Annotated in this window: 14 protein-coding genes and 1 pseudogene; 6 read left to right on the plus strand and 9 right to left on the minus strand. The window is 67.0% G+C overall.

The window, feature by feature from the left end; all coding sequences use genetic code 11:
• Positions 1-36: 36 nt before the first annotated feature.
• From AC07NG_RS09260 to AC07NG_RS09280, 5 genes are all read right to left on the minus strand, one after another.
• Positions 37-960, minus strand: coding sequence for an acetyl-CoA carboxylase carboxyltransferase subunit beta (locus AC07NG_RS09260; RefSeq protein ID WP_492856393.1), 924 nt, complete (start codon positions 958-960; stop codon positions 37-39).
• A 12-nt stretch (positions 961-972) separates the two neighbouring features.
• Positions 973-1,803, minus strand: coding sequence for a tryptophan synthase subunit alpha (gene trpA, locus AC07NG_RS09265; RefSeq protein WP_494593929.1), 831 nt, complete (start codon positions 1,801-1,803; stop codon positions 973-975).
• Positions 1,804-1,814: 11 nt separating this feature from the next.
• Complete coding sequence (trpB, locus tag AC07NG_RS09270) at positions 1,815-3,047, minus strand: tryptophan synthase subunit beta (protein ID WP_487291941.1); 1,233 nt, start codon at positions 3,045-3,047, stop codon at positions 1,815-1,817.
• A 17-nt stretch (positions 3,048-3,064) separates the two neighbouring features.
• The gene (locus AC07NG_RS09275) at positions 3,065-3,709 is read right to left on the minus strand and encodes a phosphoribosylanthranilate isomerase (protein ID WP_492856395.1); all 645 of its coding nucleotides are present in this window, start codon (positions 3,707-3,709) and stop codon (positions 3,065-3,067) included.
• Positions 3,710-3,770: 61 nt separating this feature from the next.
• Positions 3,771-4,040 carry an usg protein gene (locus AC07NG_RS09280; protein WP_494593506.1) on the minus strand — a complete coding sequence of 90 codons (270 nt, stop codon included), beginning with the start codon at positions 4,038-4,040 and terminating at the stop codon, positions 3,771-3,773.
• A 90-nt stretch (positions 4,041-4,130) separates the two neighbouring features.
• Between AC07NG_RS09280 and AC07NG_RS09285 the strand changes: the two are divergent.
• A pseudogene (locus tag AC07NG_RS09285) lies at positions 4,131-4,259 on the plus strand (hypothetical protein); the annotation flags it as partial.
• A 7-nt stretch (positions 4,260-4,266) separates the two neighbouring features.
• Here the strand turns inward: AC07NG_RS09285 and AC07NG_RS09290 are convergent.
• The gene (locus AC07NG_RS09290) at positions 4,267-5,031 is read right to left on the minus strand and encodes a 3-oxoacyl-ACP reductase (RefSeq protein WP_494593508.1); all 765 of its coding nucleotides are present in this window, start codon (positions 5,029-5,031) and stop codon (positions 4,267-4,269) included.
• Positions 5,032-5,231: 200 nt separating this feature from the next.
• Positions 5,232-6,668, minus strand: a complete 1,437-nt coding sequence (locus AC07NG_RS09295) for a sensor histidine kinase (RefSeq protein ID WP_494593510.1) — start codon at positions 6,666-6,668, stop codon at positions 5,232-5,234.
• Positions 6,669-7,100: 432 nt separating this feature from the next.
• Here AC07NG_RS09295 and AC07NG_RS09300 point away from each other — a divergent pair, with 432 nt between their 5' ends.
• Both AC07NG_RS09300 and AC07NG_RS09305 read left to right on the plus strand, forming a co-directional pair.
• Positions 7,101-7,565 (plus strand): DUF4126 domain-containing protein, encoded by a 465-nt coding sequence (locus tag AC07NG_RS09300; protein ID WP_494593512.1) that lies wholly within the window; start codon positions 7,101-7,103, stop codon positions 7,563-7,565.
• Between the two features lie 725 nt (positions 7,566-8,290).
• Positions 8,291-8,839, plus strand: coding sequence for a hypothetical protein (locus AC07NG_RS09305; RefSeq protein WP_494593514.1), 549 nt, complete (start codon positions 8,291-8,293; stop codon positions 8,837-8,839).
• A gap of 137 nt (positions 8,840-8,976) precedes the next feature.
• Here the strand turns inward: AC07NG_RS09305 and AC07NG_RS09310 are convergent, their stop codons facing one another.
• Positions 8,977-11,259, minus strand: coding sequence for an NADP-dependent malic enzyme (locus AC07NG_RS09310; RefSeq protein WP_492856613.1), 2,283 nt, complete (start codon positions 11,257-11,259; stop codon positions 8,977-8,979).
• A gap of 271 nt (positions 11,260-11,530) precedes the next feature.
• Here AC07NG_RS09310 and dapB point away from each other — a divergent pair, with 271 nt between their 5' ends.
• The 3 genes from dapB to AC07NG_RS09325 all read left to right on the plus strand — a co-directional run bounded on the left by dapB (position 11,531) and on the right by AC07NG_RS09325 (position 13,682).
• Positions 11,531-12,313 carry a 4-hydroxy-tetrahydrodipicolinate reductase gene (gene dapB, locus AC07NG_RS09315; protein ID WP_494593516.1) on the plus strand — a complete coding sequence of 261 codons (783 nt, stop codon included), beginning with the start codon at positions 11,531-11,533 and terminating at the stop codon, positions 12,311-12,313.
• A gap of 153 nt (positions 12,314-12,466) precedes the next feature.
• Complete coding sequence (locus AC07NG_RS09320; protein ID WP_494593518.1) at positions 12,467-12,769, plus strand: hypothetical protein; 303 nt, start codon at positions 12,467-12,469, stop codon at positions 12,767-12,769.
• An 85-nt stretch (positions 12,770-12,854) separates the two neighbouring features.
• Positions 12,855-13,682, plus strand: coding sequence for an SMI1/KNR4 family protein (locus AC07NG_RS09325; RefSeq protein WP_494593520.1), 828 nt, complete (start codon positions 12,855-12,857; stop codon positions 13,680-13,682).
• A 248-nt stretch (positions 13,683-13,930) separates the two neighbouring features.
• Here AC07NG_RS09325 and AC07NG_RS09330 read toward each other — a convergent pair whose 3' ends face one another.
• Positions 13,931-14,404, minus strand: coding sequence for a GatB/YqeY domain-containing protein (locus AC07NG_RS09330; RefSeq protein WP_494593521.1), 474 nt, complete (start codon positions 14,402-14,404; stop codon positions 13,931-13,933).
• Between the last annotated feature and the right edge of the window lie 58 nt (positions 14,405-14,462).

Here is a 14,462-nt window from a genome sequence, read left to right on the forward strand (position 1 = left end):
GCCGACAGCTCCCCCAGAGGGGGAGCATCTTCAGGTTCAGGCCGCCTTGCGACGGCCCAGCATCAGGGTGCCGAGGATCGAACCCAGGGTTTCGGGCAGGTCCTTGCGGGCGGTGACGCGGTCGACCATGCCCTTCTCGACGAGGTATTCCGAGCGCTGGAAGCCCGGCGGCAGGGTCTCGCGGATGGTCTGCTCGATGACGCGGGGCCCTGCGAAGCCGATCAGGGCGCCCGGCTCGGCCAGGTGCACGTCGCCCAGCATGGCGTAGGAGGCGGTGACGCCGCCGGTGGTCGGGTCGGTGAGGACCACGACATAGGGCAGGGCCGCGTCGTTCAGCTCGTTGATGGCCAGGGTGGTGCGGGCCATCTGCATCAGCGACAGGGCGCCTTCCTGCATGCGCGCGCCGCCGGCGGCGGTGAAGGCGATCAGCGGGACTTCGCGAGCCAGGGCGGCCTTGGCGGCGGCGATGAAGCCTTCACCGGCGGCCATGCCGAGCGAGCCGCCCATGAAGGCGAAATCCTGGACCAGGACCACGGCGTCGACGCCGCCGACCTTGCCGTAGCCGATGGCCATGGCGTCCTGTTCGCCGGTGCTCTTGCGAGCGGCGGCCAGGCGATCCTTGTAGGGCTTGCCGTCCGAGAACTTCAGCGGGTCTTCGACGACCGACGGAGTCGGCAGCGACTCGTACTCGCCGTCGTCGAAGGTGAACTTGAAGCGCGCCTCGGGACCGATGCGCATGTGGCGTCCGGCCGGGGTGACCCACAGGGCCGCCTCCAGGTCGGAGCGATAGATCATCTCGCCCGTGTCGGGGCACTTGACCCACAGGTTCTCTGGCGTTTCGCGCTTGGCGAAGGCGCCGCGCACGCCGGGCGCGATCCGAGACAGCCAGCCGCCGCGACGGTCGGTCGAGGTCTTGGCCTTGTCGCCCTTCTTGGGGCCTTGGGGTTCAGCCATAGCCATAGCCTTAAAGCCTCATGCCGTTCCGACTCGCGCCGATCGCACAGCCTTAGCCAGCTCCGACGCCTTGGAAAGAACCTTTTGGGTCACGTTTTCGTTCAGCTTCGCCGCCGACGCGATTTCATCGACCAGCGCCGAGCCGACGACGACGCCGTCGGCCACGCGGGCCACCTCGGCGGCGCGCTCGGGGGTCTTGATGCCGAAACCGACCGCCACCGGCAGGCCCGAGGCGGCGCGCAGGCGCTCGACCGGGCCGCGCACGGCGTCGGCGTCGGCTTCCAGCACGCCGGTCACGCCCGCGACGGAGACGTAATAGATGAAGCCCGAGGTGCGCTTGACCACGGCCGGCAGGCGCGCGTCGTCGGTCGTCGGCGTCGCCAGGCGGATCAGATTCATCTTCGCCGCTTCGAGCGCGTCGGTCAGGGCGTCGGCCTCTTCCGGCGGGCAGTCGACGATGATCACGCCGTCGGCGCCGGCGTCCGAGGCGTCATTGGCGAAGGCCTCGAAGCCGTAGGACAGCACCGGGTTCAGATAGCCCATCAGCACGATCGGCGTGACCGTGTTGGTCTCGCGGAAGCGGCGGACGATGCCGAGCACGTCGCGCATCTTGGTGCCGGCGGCCAGCGAGCGCTGCGAGGCCAGCTGGATGGTCGGGCCCTCGGCCATCGGGTCCGAGAAGGGCATGCCCAGCTCGATGACGTCGGCGTGTTCGGCCAGGCCCGTCAGCAGCTCGAACGAGGTCTCCAGGTCCGGGTCGCCGGCCATGATGTAGGCGACGAACAGGGCCCGGTGGTCGTTTTCCCGCTGGAAGGCGCGCTCGAGGCGGGTGCCGTCGCGATAGCTCATCAGATCGCCCATCAGATCGTGCGCCCCAGGGCGTCGGCCACGGTGAAGATGTCCTTGTCGCCGCGGCCCGACAGGCACAGCACGATGACGCCGCCTTCGCCGATTTCCTTGGCCAGCTGCGGCAGCTTGGCCAGGGCGTGGGCGCTTTCCAGGGCCGGGATGATGCCCTCGAGCTCGGCGCACAGCTGGAAGGCCTTCAGGGCCTCGTCGTCGGTGCAGGTCAGGTACTGGGCGCGGCCGATGTCGTGCAGGAACGAGTGCTCCGGACCGATGCCCGGATAGTCGAGGCCGGCGCTGATCGAGTGGGCGTCGAGGATCTGGCCGTCGTCGTCCTGCAGCAGGTAGGTCTTGTTGCCGTGCAGAACGCCCGGGCGGCCGCCGGTCAGCGAGGCCGCGTGCTTGTCGGTGTCCAGGCCGTGACCCGAGGCTTCCACGCCGTAGATCTTGACGCTCTCGTCGGCCAGGAACGGGTGGAACATGCCGATGGCGTTCGAACCGCCGCCCACGCAGGCGACGACGGCGTCGGGCAGGCGGCCTTCCAGTTCCTGGATCTGCTCGCGGGTCTCGTTTCCGATCACCGCCTGGAAGTCGCGGACCATGGCCGGATAGGGGTGCGGGCCGGCGGCGGTGCCGATCATGTAATAGGTGTCGGCCACGTTGGTGACCCAGTCGCGCATGGCCTCGTTCATGGCGTCCTTGAGGGTCGCCGCCCCCGAGGTCACCGGGCGCACTTCGGCGCCGAGCAGGTTCATGCGGAAGACGTTGGGCTTCTGACGGGCGACGTCGACGGCGCCCATATAGACCACGCAGGGCAGGCCGAAGCGGGCCGTCACGGTGGCCGAGGCCACGCCGTGCTGGCCGGCGCCGGTCTCGGCGATGATCCGGGTCTTGCCCATGCGCTGGGCCAGCAGGATCTGGCCCATGCAGTTGTTGATCTTGTGCGCGCCGGTGTGGTTCAGCTCTTCGCGCTTGAAGTAGATCTTGGCGCCGCCGAGATGCTTGCTCAGCCGCTCGGCGAAATAGAGCGGGCTGGGCCGGCCCACATAGTGGGTCAGGTAGCCGCGCAGCTCCTTCTGGAACGCCGGATCGTTCTTGGCCTCGGTGTAGGCCCGGTCCAGCTCGAGCACGAGCGGCATCAGGGTCTCGGCCACATAGAGACCGCCGTAGTCGCCGAAGCGCCCCTTGGCGTCGGGATAGGCGGACCAGTCGTTAGGCCGTTCAGGAGTCGCGGTAGGAGCGTTCAAGATCGTCTTCCGGGCTTTTAGGCGCGTTTGACGGCGTCGAGGAACGCCGCGATCAGAGCCGGGTCCTTTAGGCCCGGACCGCGTTCCACGCCAGAGGAAACGTCCACCAGCGGGGCCCCCGAGGCCTTGACCGCCTGCGCCACGTTCCACTGATCGAGGCCGCCGGCCAGGAAATGCGGGCGAGAAAATCGCCGGCCTTCCAGCAGGCTCCAGTCGAACCTTGCGCCGGTCCCGCCGGGCAGGGCGGATCCTTCCACGGGCCTGGCGTCGAACAGGAACTGCTCGGCGACGGTCTCGAACGCGCGGGCCTGGTCGACATCGGCCGACGAGGAAACGGAGAAGGCCTTGATCACCCCGGCGCCGCTGCGCTGCGCGATCTCGCGCACGCGGCTGGGCGTCTCCTTGCCGTGCACCTGGATCAGGTCGGGGCGCATGGTCGCCATCAGCCGGTCGACCAGGGCGTCGTCGGGATCGACGGTGACGGCCACGGTCTGCACGCCCCGGCCGCGCACCGGCGCGACCAGCCGCTCGGCGGCTTCGGGCGTGATGTTGCGGGGGCTCTTGGCGAAGAAGACGAAGCCCAGATAGGCCGCGCCGCCGTCGAAGGCGGCCTTCACCGTCTCCGCCGTCGAGAGCCCGCAGATCTTGGCCTTGGTGGTCATGGCGGGGGAGTTACGGTGGGGAAGGCCTCAGCGCAACCCCCGCCGCCCAACCGGCCCGGCGTCACTGCAGGGTGAAGACCCCGTTGACCGCCCTCCACTCGGTGGGACCGATCATCCGGTTGTGGGCCACCTTCACCGAATGCAGCACGCCGTCCAGCTCGCGGCTCCAGAAGTCGAGGAAGCTCTTCAGGGTCGGGAAGCGCGGGGCCAGGTCGTACTCCTGCCAGACATAGAGCTGCAGCAGGTGCGGATGGTCGGGCAGGTGGTAGCAGATCTGGGCCGTGGTCAGGCCGTAACCCAGCATCTGCAGCTCGAACGCGCGGGTGGTCATCGAAAGCACTCCGACAACGGGTAAGCGTCACCGAAGAACCGTCCGCCCGGGGGCTGAGTTGCTCAAGAGGGCAGGGCGTCGCACCCCAAAATCCTTCTCCCCTTGCGGGAGAAGGTGGCGCCGAAGGCGACGGATGAGGGGTCGCGCGGCGGTCGAGGTCTGAGAGACCCCTCACCCGACCCGCTGCGCGGGCCACCCTCTCCCGCAGGGGGAGAGGGATCCCAAATCAATCCCGCACCAAACCCCCGTCGACCACCAGGTTCTGCCCCGTCACCGCCCGCGCCCACGGGCTGGCGAAGAAGAGCACCGCGTCGGCGAATTCGGCCGGGGTGGTGACCGAGCGCAGCGGGGTCATGCCGGCGATCAGGTCGAAGACCGGCTCGGGCGTGGCGGCGCTGGCGCCGGTGACGCGCAGCAGGCCGCCGGAGACCATGTTGACGGTGATGCCGGCCGGGCCGAGGTCGCCGCAGGCCGTGCGGGTCAGCGACAGCAGGGCGGCCTTGACCGCCGTGTAGTCGTGATAGGGCACGACCGGGTTCTGGAAGAGGTTGGTGCCGACGTTGATCACGCGGCCGAAACCGGCGTCGGCCATGTCGGGCGCGGCGACCTGGATGACGTTCAGCGCGCCCTTGAGCACCGTCGTGTTCTGCTTCTCGAAGTCTTCCCAGGCGATGCTGGCGAGATGCGCGCGGGCGTCGCCGTTGAAGCTGTAGTCCAGGGCGTTGTTGATCACGGTGGTGACGTGCGAGCCGAAGGCCTGCTTGGCGGCGGCGAACATCGCCTCGACGGCGGGGCGGTCGGCGACGTCGGCCTGGACGGCGATGGCGCGCTCGGGACCGCCCAGTTCGGCCGCCAGGGCCTCGGCGGCGTCCTTGCTGGCGCGGTAGTTGATCACGACGCGGGCGCCGTGGCGGGCGAAGGCGCGGGCGATCTCGGCCCCCAGGCCCCGGCCGGCGCCGGTGACGAGGACGATCTGGTCGGACAGCTGCATAGATAGAGACTCCAAAACTCGGCCCGTGAGGTTCCTAGCGGAGTTCGGGGCGAAAACCTCGTCCTTCGACAGGCTCAGGATGAGGTTTTGTTGCGGCCCTGGGCTTGGAATTGGTCCTCACCCTGAGCCTGTCGAAGCATGCCCTCGGGCGGGCCGCGCCGGCGGCGCGACCCGATGGGGGCGAGGGCCACGCAGGGCGCCTACCGCCTCTCGTCCAAACTCGCCACGACCCCCAGCTCCGGCGAGGGCGGGTTGGGCAGGGGGACCTGGGCCTCCAGCCGGCAGACCAAGCCCTGTGGCCGCCAGTCCATCCGCGCCTGGCCGCGCAGTTCGCCGCGCAGGCTGCGCTCGATCAGCCGCGAGCCGAAGCCGCGCCGGGCGGGCGGGGCGGTCACCGACGGGCCGCCGGTCTCGGTCCAGGTCAGGCACAGGGCGCGGGCCTCGGCGTCGAAGCTCCAGGCGACCGCCACCGCGCCTTCGGACGTGGCCCCTTCAGACGTGGAAAGCGCCCCGTACTTCAGGGCGTTGGTGGCCAGCTCGTGGAAGATCAGCGACATGGTCAGCGCCCCGCCCGGCGGCAGGAAGCAGGCCGGCCCCTCGACGCTCACCCGGCCGGCGGCGGCCGTGAACGGGGCCAATGCTCTTTGCGCCACCTCGCGCAGCTCGGCCCCGTGCCAGCTCTCGCGGGTCAGCACGTCGTGGGCCAGCGACAGGCCCAGCAGGCGGGATTCGAACTTCTCGAAGGCGGTGATCGGATCGGGCTCGTTGCGCAGGGTCTGGGCGGCCATCGACTGGACGGTGGCCAGGGTGTTCTTCACGCGGTGGTTCAGCTCGTTGATCAGCAGGCGCAGCTGGCCCTGGTGGCGCTCCTGCTCGACCTCGATCCGCTTGCGGGTGGTGATGTCGGCGATGATGGCCACCAGATAGGGCCGCTGGCCGGGCGGCTGCACGCGCGAGACGTTGAGGCGGATCCACAGGCTCGACCCGTCGCCGGCCCGCAGGCGGCGCTCGGCGTGATAGGTGTCGGTGCGGCCGGCCAGCAGCGAGCGGACGTGGCGCTGGGCGTCCGGCAGGTCCTCCGGCTCGATCAGCTCGGCGGCGTCGCCGGCCAGCAGGTGGTCGCGGTCGTGGCGGGTGATGGCGCAGAAGCGGTCGTTGACCTCCAGGAAGGTCCCGCCCGGCGCGATCCGCGCCACGCCCATGGCCGCCTGCTCGAACAGGGCCTTGTAGCGGGCCTCGGCCGCCTCCAGCCGCAGGCGCGCCTCGACGGCGGCGGTGGCCACCTCGGTATAGAGCACCAGCCCGCCGATCGCCCCGTCCTCGGTGCGCCAGGGGGCCATCGACCAGCGGATCCACTCGACCCGGCCGTTGCGGTCGACATAGCGGTCGCCGGCGTCCTCGCGCAGCTCGACCCCTTCGGCGATCACCCGCGCGTGCAGGTCGCGCCAGTGGCGGGGGATCTCGGGAAACACCTCGTAGTGCACGCGGCCCAGCAGCGGCAGGTCGGCCGGCAGGCCCTGGTCGGTCAGGTACTGGGCCGAATGGGCCAGATAGCGCATCGACCGGTCGAAGATGGCGATGCCCAGCGGCGCATGCTTCAGCGCCGTGGTCAGGCTGGGCGAGTCCTGCGCGATCATCGGGCGGGCGGCGGCTCCGGCTACGGACGGCGAGAGCGCGCATCATGACCCCGTTCGCGCGTGGGGGGAAAGGGGGCTCCTTCTCCCCTTGCGGGAGAAGGTGGCGACGAAGTCGACGGATGAGGGGTCTCTCAGATGGGAGACGCTTCGCCCGGCCTGACCGCCGCACGCGGCTTAGAGTTCCGGGAGACCCCTCACCCGACCCTGCTCCGCAGGGCCACCCTCTCCCGCAAGGGGAGAGGGAACGGGCGGGCGATCTCACGCATCAATCCCGCCCGCAGGCCCCCAACCCGTAAAATCCCCGCGAAAGCGGGGACCCAGGCTTTTTCTGAAAGGCAGGACGCGGGGATTTGACGGAAGGGAGGGGCGGACCGGATCGAAGCCCCCGCCCGGCGTGTTGCTTTCCAGATCCCCCGCCTGGAGACACCCGCCATGCTCGCCTCATTCCTGATCGGCCTCGCGGCCGGCGCCCGCGCCCTGACCCCGTTCGCCGCCGTCAGCGACGCGGCCGCCAAGGGTGCTCTGCCCGCCGACAACGGCACGCCGAAGTGGCTGGGCCATCCGCTGGTCAGCGCCGGGACCAAGGCCCCGGCGGCCGCCGAGCTCTGGGACGACAAGCTCCACTCGGCCCCCGACCGCATCGTCCCGGCCGGCCTGCTGGCCCGCGTGGTCACCGCCGGCATAGCCGGCGCGGCCCTGGCCCCCCGCAACCGCGCCCTCGCCGGCGGCCTCCTCGGCGCCACCGCGGCCATCGTCGCCGCCTACGTCACCTTCGACCTGCGGATGGCGGCCCTGAAGCGGTGGGGCCAGACGCCGACGGGGCTGATTGAGGACGCGCTGACGGTGGCGGCGGCGAGGGCGGTGGTGAGTGGGGCGAGCCGGGTCGCGATCGCCTAGGGTTTCTGGAAGCGTGGGTCGATCCGGCGGGCCAGGTCCAGCGGATAGGACTGGCTGACCGTGAAGCCGCCGTCCGGCGTACGCGACAGATAGAGCGCCCACGTCTCGCCGACCCCGGCGATCGCCTGGCCGTCGTCGCACGGGCCCGGATCGCTAGAATATCGTGTGCACGGTGCTAGCGCCGTCTAAATGGGCCGCGTCGGATCTTTCGCCGTCTGTCTCGGTGCTTCTCTTTAGCGATGCTTTATTTTCCGGTCGCCTTCAGGCGAAGGTCGACCTTTGAGTTGGCCTGTCCGCATGTGACGGTGGGGTGCACCCTAAAGTTATAATTGGAGGCTCTTCATCCATGAGGAGGTATGCCCAAAAATCCTCATAAAATACTGTTATATAAGGAAAAAACTTTTCGAAGATGCATGTATTGACGTCGTTGCAGCCAGCCGCCCGACCAGTCGATGTGGGAAAGCTCGGAACGGTGTCTGCTTCGCGGGCCTTTGACGCCCGATTGCGAGGCGAACTCGGATCGTTTCGTCGAATGACGACTGCGGGCTAAATTGGTTCTCTTTTAGATGGAAATTCGAAGCGGTAATTTTTACTATGTAAATCAATTAGTTGAACTTGCAATCATCCATCTATAACGGCTCTTAGTGGGTTGCCTAGTTGTCTGTGTCAAAAACTGTTGCGACGACTCATTAGCTTTGTTATGTCTCTCGCGTGGAGGTGTTCCGATGGACGGTACCCGGTCGAGAGAGGCGCTAGCGGACTTTCTCAGCTATTTAGCTGAGAAGGGGATGATGGCTGGAGCGACCGTTGCCTCGCGAAAAGCTGCTGCCTCAAAGATCTTAGGCATTTTGTCTGATGAGGAAGGGCAGGACGTTACGTCGATCGATATTGATGACGTCGTAAGCAGATTTCAGCGTCTTCACGGAAGAAACTACACGCCGGATAGCCTTGCTACCTATAGGAGCAGGCTAAAATCCGCTATTTCTGATTTTTCGACTTATCTTGATAACCCGCTAGCATTTCGTCCGTCTGTGCAGGGGCGGGAGAAAATTGCTCGTAGCCAAAAAGAGCCTATTGCGCCCTCGCGCCCCAAAGTCGCGGAGCAGCGGGCGGAAGCGCCGAAACCAGTCGGTGCGCCAATGGCCTCTAGCACTATCCTGCCGATCCCCCTTCGCGCGGATTTGACAATTTTTATTCAGGGAATGCCATTTGATCTTACCGAAGCCGAGGCGCGAAAAATCGCGGCGGTCGTAAGCGCGATGGCGATTTCCTAGAAATATCACCCCCTTCCAAAAGGGGTGATTAAGCCGAGCAATCGGCTGGAGCGGAGCTGCTGGGGCCGGACGTCCAAAGTCCAATCGCCCCAGCAGTCCAACTTCCAAACTGCGCTAAAATCTAACGTCCATCAAGCCTACTCCCCCGCCTCCACCGGCTGATCGTACGCCGCCATCATCGCCATGTTCAGGATCTTCGACACCGAAGCGCCGAGCGGGCAGATCTGCACCGACTTCGACAGCCCCAGCAGCACCGGCCCGATCACCGTCGCGCCGCCCAGCGACTGGACGAGCTTGGTCGAGATCGAGGCGGCGTGGATGGCCGGCATGATCAGGATGTTGGCGCTGTCGGTCAGGCGCATGAACGGGTAGGCGAGGCGCTTTTCGGGGTCGAGGGCGAGTTCGGGGGGCATTTCGCCCTCGTACTCGAAGTCGACGCCCATCTCGTCGAGGGCGGCGACGGCCTCGCGCACCTTGTCGGAGCGCTCGCCCATCGGGTTGCCGAAGGTCGAGTAGCTCATGAAGGCCACGCGCGGCTTGAAGCCGAGATTGGAGACGGCGCGGGCGGCCTCGCAGGCGATCTCGACCAGCTCGTCGGCGTCGGGCAGCTCGGTGACGTTGGTGTCGGCCACGAAGATGGTGCGGCCCTTGGCCAGCACGACCGACATGCCCATGATCCGGCCGCCGGGGGCGGGATCGACGACGCGCAGCACCTCGTCCAGGGCCTGGTCGAAGCTGCGGGTGACGCCGGTGACCATGCCGTCGGCCTCGCCCATGCTGACCATCGAGGCCGCGAAGCTGTTGCGGTCCTGGTTGATCAGACGCTGGACGTCGCGCTTGAGGAAGCCCTGGCGCTGGAGGCGGGCGTAGAGGGCGTCGACATAGTCCGGGTTGCGGTCGGACAGGCGGGCGTTGTGGATCTCCAGGCCCGAGGTCTCGGGATCCAGGCCCACCAGGCGCATGTTCTCGTGCACCAGGTTCTCGCGGCCGCAGAGGATGGCCTTGCCGTAGCCGCCGGCCTGGAAGGCGTAGGCGGCGCGGATGACGGACGGCTCTTCGCCTTCTGCGAAGACGATGCGCTTGGGCCGGGCCATGACCGAGCCGGCGATCTTCTGCAGGAAGCCGGCGGTGGGGTCGAGGCGCTGGGCCAGGCTCTGGCGATAGCCGTCCATGTCGGCGATCGGCTTGCGGGCCACGCCCGTGTCCATGGCCGCCTGGGCCACGAACGGCGGCACGTACCAGATCAGGCGCGGGTCGAAGGCCGAGGGGATGATGTAGTCGGGGCCGAACTTCAGCTGGCGGCCGTGATAGGCGGCGGCGACTTCGTCCGGCACGTCCTCGCGGGCCAGCATCGCCAGCGCCTGGGCGCAGGCGATCTTCATCTCATGGTTCACGCGGCGGGCCCGCACGTCGAGAGCGCCGCGGAAGATGTAGGGGAAGCCCAGGACGTTGTTGACCTGGTTGGGATAGTCGCTGCGGCCGGTGCCCATGATCGCGTCCTTGCGCACGCGGTGGACTTCTTCCGGGGTGATCTCAGGATCCGGGTTGGCCATGGCGAAGATCACCGGATTGGGCGCCATGCTGGCGATCATCTCCGGGGTGAAGGCGCCCTTGGCCGACAGGCCGAGCAGCACGTCCGCGCCGGCCACGGCTTCCTCCAGGGTGCGCTTGTCGGTGTCGACCGCGTGGGCGCTCTTCCACTGGTTCATGCCCTCGGTGCGGCCGCGATAGAGCACGCCCTTGCTGTCGCAGGCGATGACGTTCTCGGGGCGCACGCCCATGGCCTTGATCAGGTCCATCGAGGCGATGCCGGCCGCGCCCGGGCCGTTCAGCACCACCTTGATGTCGGCCAGGTTCTTGCCGGTGATGTGGCAGGCGTTGATCAGGCCGGCGGCGCAGATGATGGCGGTGCCGTGCTGGTCGTCGTGGAACACCGGGATGTCGAGCAGCTCCTGCAGCTCGGTCTCGATGCGGAAGCACTCGGGGCTTTTGATGTCTTCCAGATTGATGCCGCCGAAGGTGACGCCGATGTTCTTGACGACGGTGATGATCTCGTCGGCGTCCTTGGTGGAGACCTCGATGTCGATGCTGTCGACGTCGGCGAAGCGCTTGAAGAGCACGCTCTTGCCCTCCATCACCGGCTTGGAGGCCAGGGCCCCCAGGTCGCCGAGGCCCAGGATCGCCGTGCCGTTGGAGATCACCGCCACCAGGTTGCCCTTGGAGGTGTACTCGTAGGCCATGTCGGGATCGGCGGCGATCGCGTGCACGGGCACGGCCACGCCGGGCGAATAGGCCAGGCTGAGGTCGCGCTGGGTCGCCATCGGCTTGGTGGGGGTCACCGCCAGCTTTCCCGGCTGGGGATAGCGGTGGAAGGCCAGGGCCTCCGCGTCGGTGAAGGTCTTGCGTTCCGCGTCGCTCATGGCGGCGTTTCCTGTCCTGCGTAGCCAGTTGAAATGGACCCGCCGAACGATGCGACGCGCCCTTATGCACGGACCAGCCTAGCGACGGCGTCCCGGCGCGACAACCGCGCAATCATCGATGGTATCGCTACAAACGCTTGTTGGGATTGGGTTTGCGGCATGTGGGACACTGCCCCGGCGTAAGCCGGCGGAGAGACCACCGGATAAATCCGTTGACCCGACCGAGGGGCTGGGCGACGAGGCGCGGGCTCGTTTCGTGGAGAGAAAGCCCATGTCCGCCCCCCCCGTCAGGATCGCCGTCGCCGGAGCCCTGGGCCGCATGGGCAAGGCCGTGGCCGCCACGCTGGAGGGCCGGTCCGACGCCGTGGCCGTGGCCCGCTTCGACCGTCCGGGCGTCGAGGGCGAAGGCCTTGTGGCGCTGGAGAGCGCCTTGGCCCAGGCCCAGGCGATCATCGACTTCACCATCCCCGAGGCTTCGGTGGCCCTGGCCGAGACGGTCGCCGCCGCCGGCGGCGGCATCGCCCTGGTGATCGGCTCGACCGGCTTCACGCCCGAGCAGGACGCGCGGCTGGAAAAGGCCGCGCAGAGCGTCGCCATCGTGCGCTCGGGCAACTACTCGCTGGGCGTCAACATGCTGATGGGGCTGGTGCGCCAGGCCGCCGCCGCCCTGCCGGCCGCCGACTGGGACATCGAGGTCTTCGAGGCCCACCACAAGCGCAAGATCGACGCCCCGTCGGGCACCGCCCTGATGCTGGGCCAGGCCGCCGCCGAGGGGCGCGGCGTGGTGCTCTCCGAAGTGGAGGACCGCGCCCGCGACGGCGTCACCGGCGCGCGCACGGAAGGCAACATCGGCTTCTCCGTGGTGCGCGGCGGCGGCATCATCGGCGAGCACAGCGTGATCTTCGCCGGCGAGAGCGAAAGCCTGACCATCGCCCACTCGGCCATCGACCGGGGTCTGTTCGCGCGCGGCGCGGTGGCCGCGGCCGTGTGGGTGCAGGGCAAGCCGCCGGGGATCTACGACATGCAGCAGGTGCTGGGGTTCCGGGCGATCTAGCCGCCTGCACAGTCTCCCGTCGTTCCCGCCCTGGAACCGGGGACATCCACCGCTACCGACAACGCGCGCCCAAGCGGACGGGTTTGGTGTCGGCTATGGGTGGTTTGCGGAAGTAGACGGGTCGTCTGCTACGAGGGAACTAGGAGGGGCGCAATGATCCTAGAGCGTGACGAGATTGATCCAATCCGCCCTGTCGGCATTGATCACAGCATTGACGAGATATGGGCTGACGATAAGCGCAAGGTTCTCGAACAGCGCTACAACTTCCTGGAATATCACTTCGAGAAGGACGGGCGGTATTGCCGCGCCCGAGCTTACTTGGATGAACCCAAAACTGTGACCCTGTATGGTCCCTTTGTCAGCCGTGGGTCGATTGAACGCGTGGCGGATGCTGAGTTTGCTGACGCGGTGGCAACCTATCTGCGGCGCCGCTTCCCTAAGTTGAAGACGCTTTAGGTCCGTTCAGGGTCGAAACCGGGAAGTTGCGCTCGGGTGGTAGTCGACATATGCCAAGCCGCTTGGGGCAAAGGCGGTGAGATCGATGGCGGCTTCATCTGCGCGAATTTGGTCGGTTCCGGCCTTCCTGGAGTATGTTCATCCACCACTGACGGATGAGGCCGTCGAGGCTGCGGAACGACAGCTAGGGGTGAAGCTGCCTCCCACATATGTAGCGCTGCTTCGGGTGCAGAATGGCGGCTATACCGAAGTGACGCTGCCGGACTCGGTGCAAAGCCAAATCTGGGGCATTGGCTCGAAGTTTCCGACCGTATTGGACGGCTCGCTCAAACACCAAATGGCGGAGTACGCCGACGAGATCTGGCTGCCCGCCAACTCCAATGCGCTCATTCCGTTCGACGGAGATGGTCATTGGTACTTATGCTTCGATTTCCGCTCAGCCGGTCCTCGCGCCGAGCCGTCGGTCGCATATGTTGATCTTGAAACCGAAACGGAAGACCAGATCGCCGGGAGCTTTGGAGCTTTCTTAGGGCTGCTGGAGCGCGACTTCGGTGACCAAGTCGTGGTGGGCCTATCGCAAACCAGCACCGACGAGACCACGACCATTCTTGAACATCACTTGGGCGTGGCATTCGGCGCCCCCGATGATTTTGCGCACGGCTATCCCACCAGGAGCGCAAAACTCCGGGATGGTGATCCACCAGATTGGATTTGGATTGCCCCCAATATCGTGCCGTTGGGGTTCTCGCGCGGCGCCAATAGGGGCGTTCATGCAACGCCAGAAACGGTCCTTCGATTTCCCGAACAGCCGAATAGTGAGGCGATAGTCACCTGTAGCGCTGGCGCCGCCCAAGCAGTAATGGCAGCGCTCCAACGTGCGGGCCTAACTCTGCTACCGATACACATTCCCTGAACTAGAATTTCACCTGCAAGGTCGCAGAAGGGGCGTGAACCGAAGTCATTCCCACCGCCTGCCTCGGACACTCAAATCGCTGTCGCGAGTAAGTGTCTGTTTCGGTCGACACCCGCCCTTGCGGCGGGAAACCCTCCGCCAGCCGCGGGTGCGGCCGTTCCAACTTCAGTTCGCGACCCATCGCGGAGGCTGGAACGGCTCAGCGCCTGGAGGCGGCGAGGGCGCCCCTCAGTCTAAGCCCTGGCCAACTAACCCCTGGCCAGGACGCTGGCCGCCTTGCCGTCGTACTGGCCGCCGAAGTTGGTCTTCAGGTGGGCCATGATCGCGCCGACGTTGGTGTCGGGGTTCTGGGTGCGGAAGTCGTCGATGGCCGCGCGCAGTTCCGCTTCCGTCATCTGCTTGGGGCCATAGGAGGACAGGATCGCCAGTTCGGTTTCGGCCGCCTTGATCCGCTCGTCCACCCTCGACACATCGCCGGCCGCCTCGATCAGGCGCGCGCGTTCGGCCGCGAGGTTTTCCAGCGTCAGCTTCGTGTTCTTCAGGAACTTCGCGACGGTGGCGACGACCTTTTCGTCGGTGACTTCCGTCACGCCGCGCTTGAATTCCTCGGTCGTGATCTGCGTAGCTTCGCCGATCAGCGTGGTGAGCAGGTCGGCCTTCAGGCGGTCGCTCACCTTGCGCGCCGCGAGTTGGTCAGCCTTGAGCGCGTCGAGCAAAGCCATGTCGTCGTCCTTTCAATTCACTCTATTCGGTAGTGCCGTAGCCACTCATAGCGGCCTC

The organism is Caulobacter sp. GW821-FHT10C03, from assembly GCF_059415485.1.

What these genes read in the sequence shown, in the direction of transcription:
- AC07NG_RS09260 (WP_492856393.1), bottom strand. Translation starts at nt 960, where the DNA reads ATGGCTATGGCTGAACCCCAAGGCCCCAAGAAGGGCGACAAGGCCAAG.
- trpA (WP_494593929.1), bottom strand. Translation starts at nt 1,803, where the DNA reads ATGAGCTATCGCGACGGCACCCGCCTCGAGCGCGCCTTCCAGCGGGAA.
- AC07NG_RS09275 (WP_492856395.1), bottom strand. Translation starts at nt 3,709, where the DNA reads ATGACCACCAAGGCCAAGATCTGCGGGCTCTCGACGGCGGAGACGGTG.
- AC07NG_RS09280 (WP_494593506.1), bottom strand. Translation starts at nt 4,040, where the DNA reads ATGACCACCCGCGCGTTCGAGCTGCAGATGCTGGGTTACGGCCTGACC.
- AC07NG_RS09290 (WP_494593508.1), bottom strand. Translation starts at nt 5,031, where the DNA reads ATGCAGCTGTCCGACCAGATCGTCCTCGTCACCGGCGCCGGCCGGGGC.
- AC07NG_RS09295 (WP_494593510.1), bottom strand. Translation starts at nt 6,668, where the DNA reads ATGATCGCGCAGGACTCGCCCAGCCTGACCACGGCGCTGAAGCATGCG.
- AC07NG_RS09300 (WP_494593512.1), top strand. Translation starts at nt 7,101, where the DNA reads ATGCTCGCCTCATTCCTGATCGGCCTCGCGGCCGGCGCCCGCGCCCTG.
- AC07NG_RS09305 (WP_494593514.1), top strand. Translation starts at nt 8,291, where the DNA reads ATGGACGGTACCCGGTCGAGAGAGGCGCTAGCGGACTTTCTCAGCTAT.
- AC07NG_RS09310 (WP_492856613.1), bottom strand. Translation starts at nt 11,259, where the DNA reads ATGAGCGACGCGGAACGCAAGACCTTCACCGACGCGGAGGCCCTGGCC.
- dapB (WP_494593516.1), top strand. Translation starts at nt 11,531, where the DNA reads ATGTCCGCCCCCCCCGTCAGGATCGCCGTCGCCGGAGCCCTGGGCCGC.
- AC07NG_RS09320 (WP_494593518.1), top strand. Translation starts at nt 12,467, where the DNA reads ATGATCCTAGAGCGTGACGAGATTGATCCAATCCGCCCTGTCGGCATT.
- AC07NG_RS09325 (WP_494593520.1), top strand. Translation starts at nt 12,855, where the DNA reads ATGGCGGCTTCATCTGCGCGAATTTGGTCGGTTCCGGCCTTCCTGGAG.
- AC07NG_RS09330 (WP_494593521.1), bottom strand. Translation starts at nt 14,404, where the DNA reads ATGGCTTTGCTCGACGCGCTCAAGGCTGACCAACTCGCGGCGCGCAAG.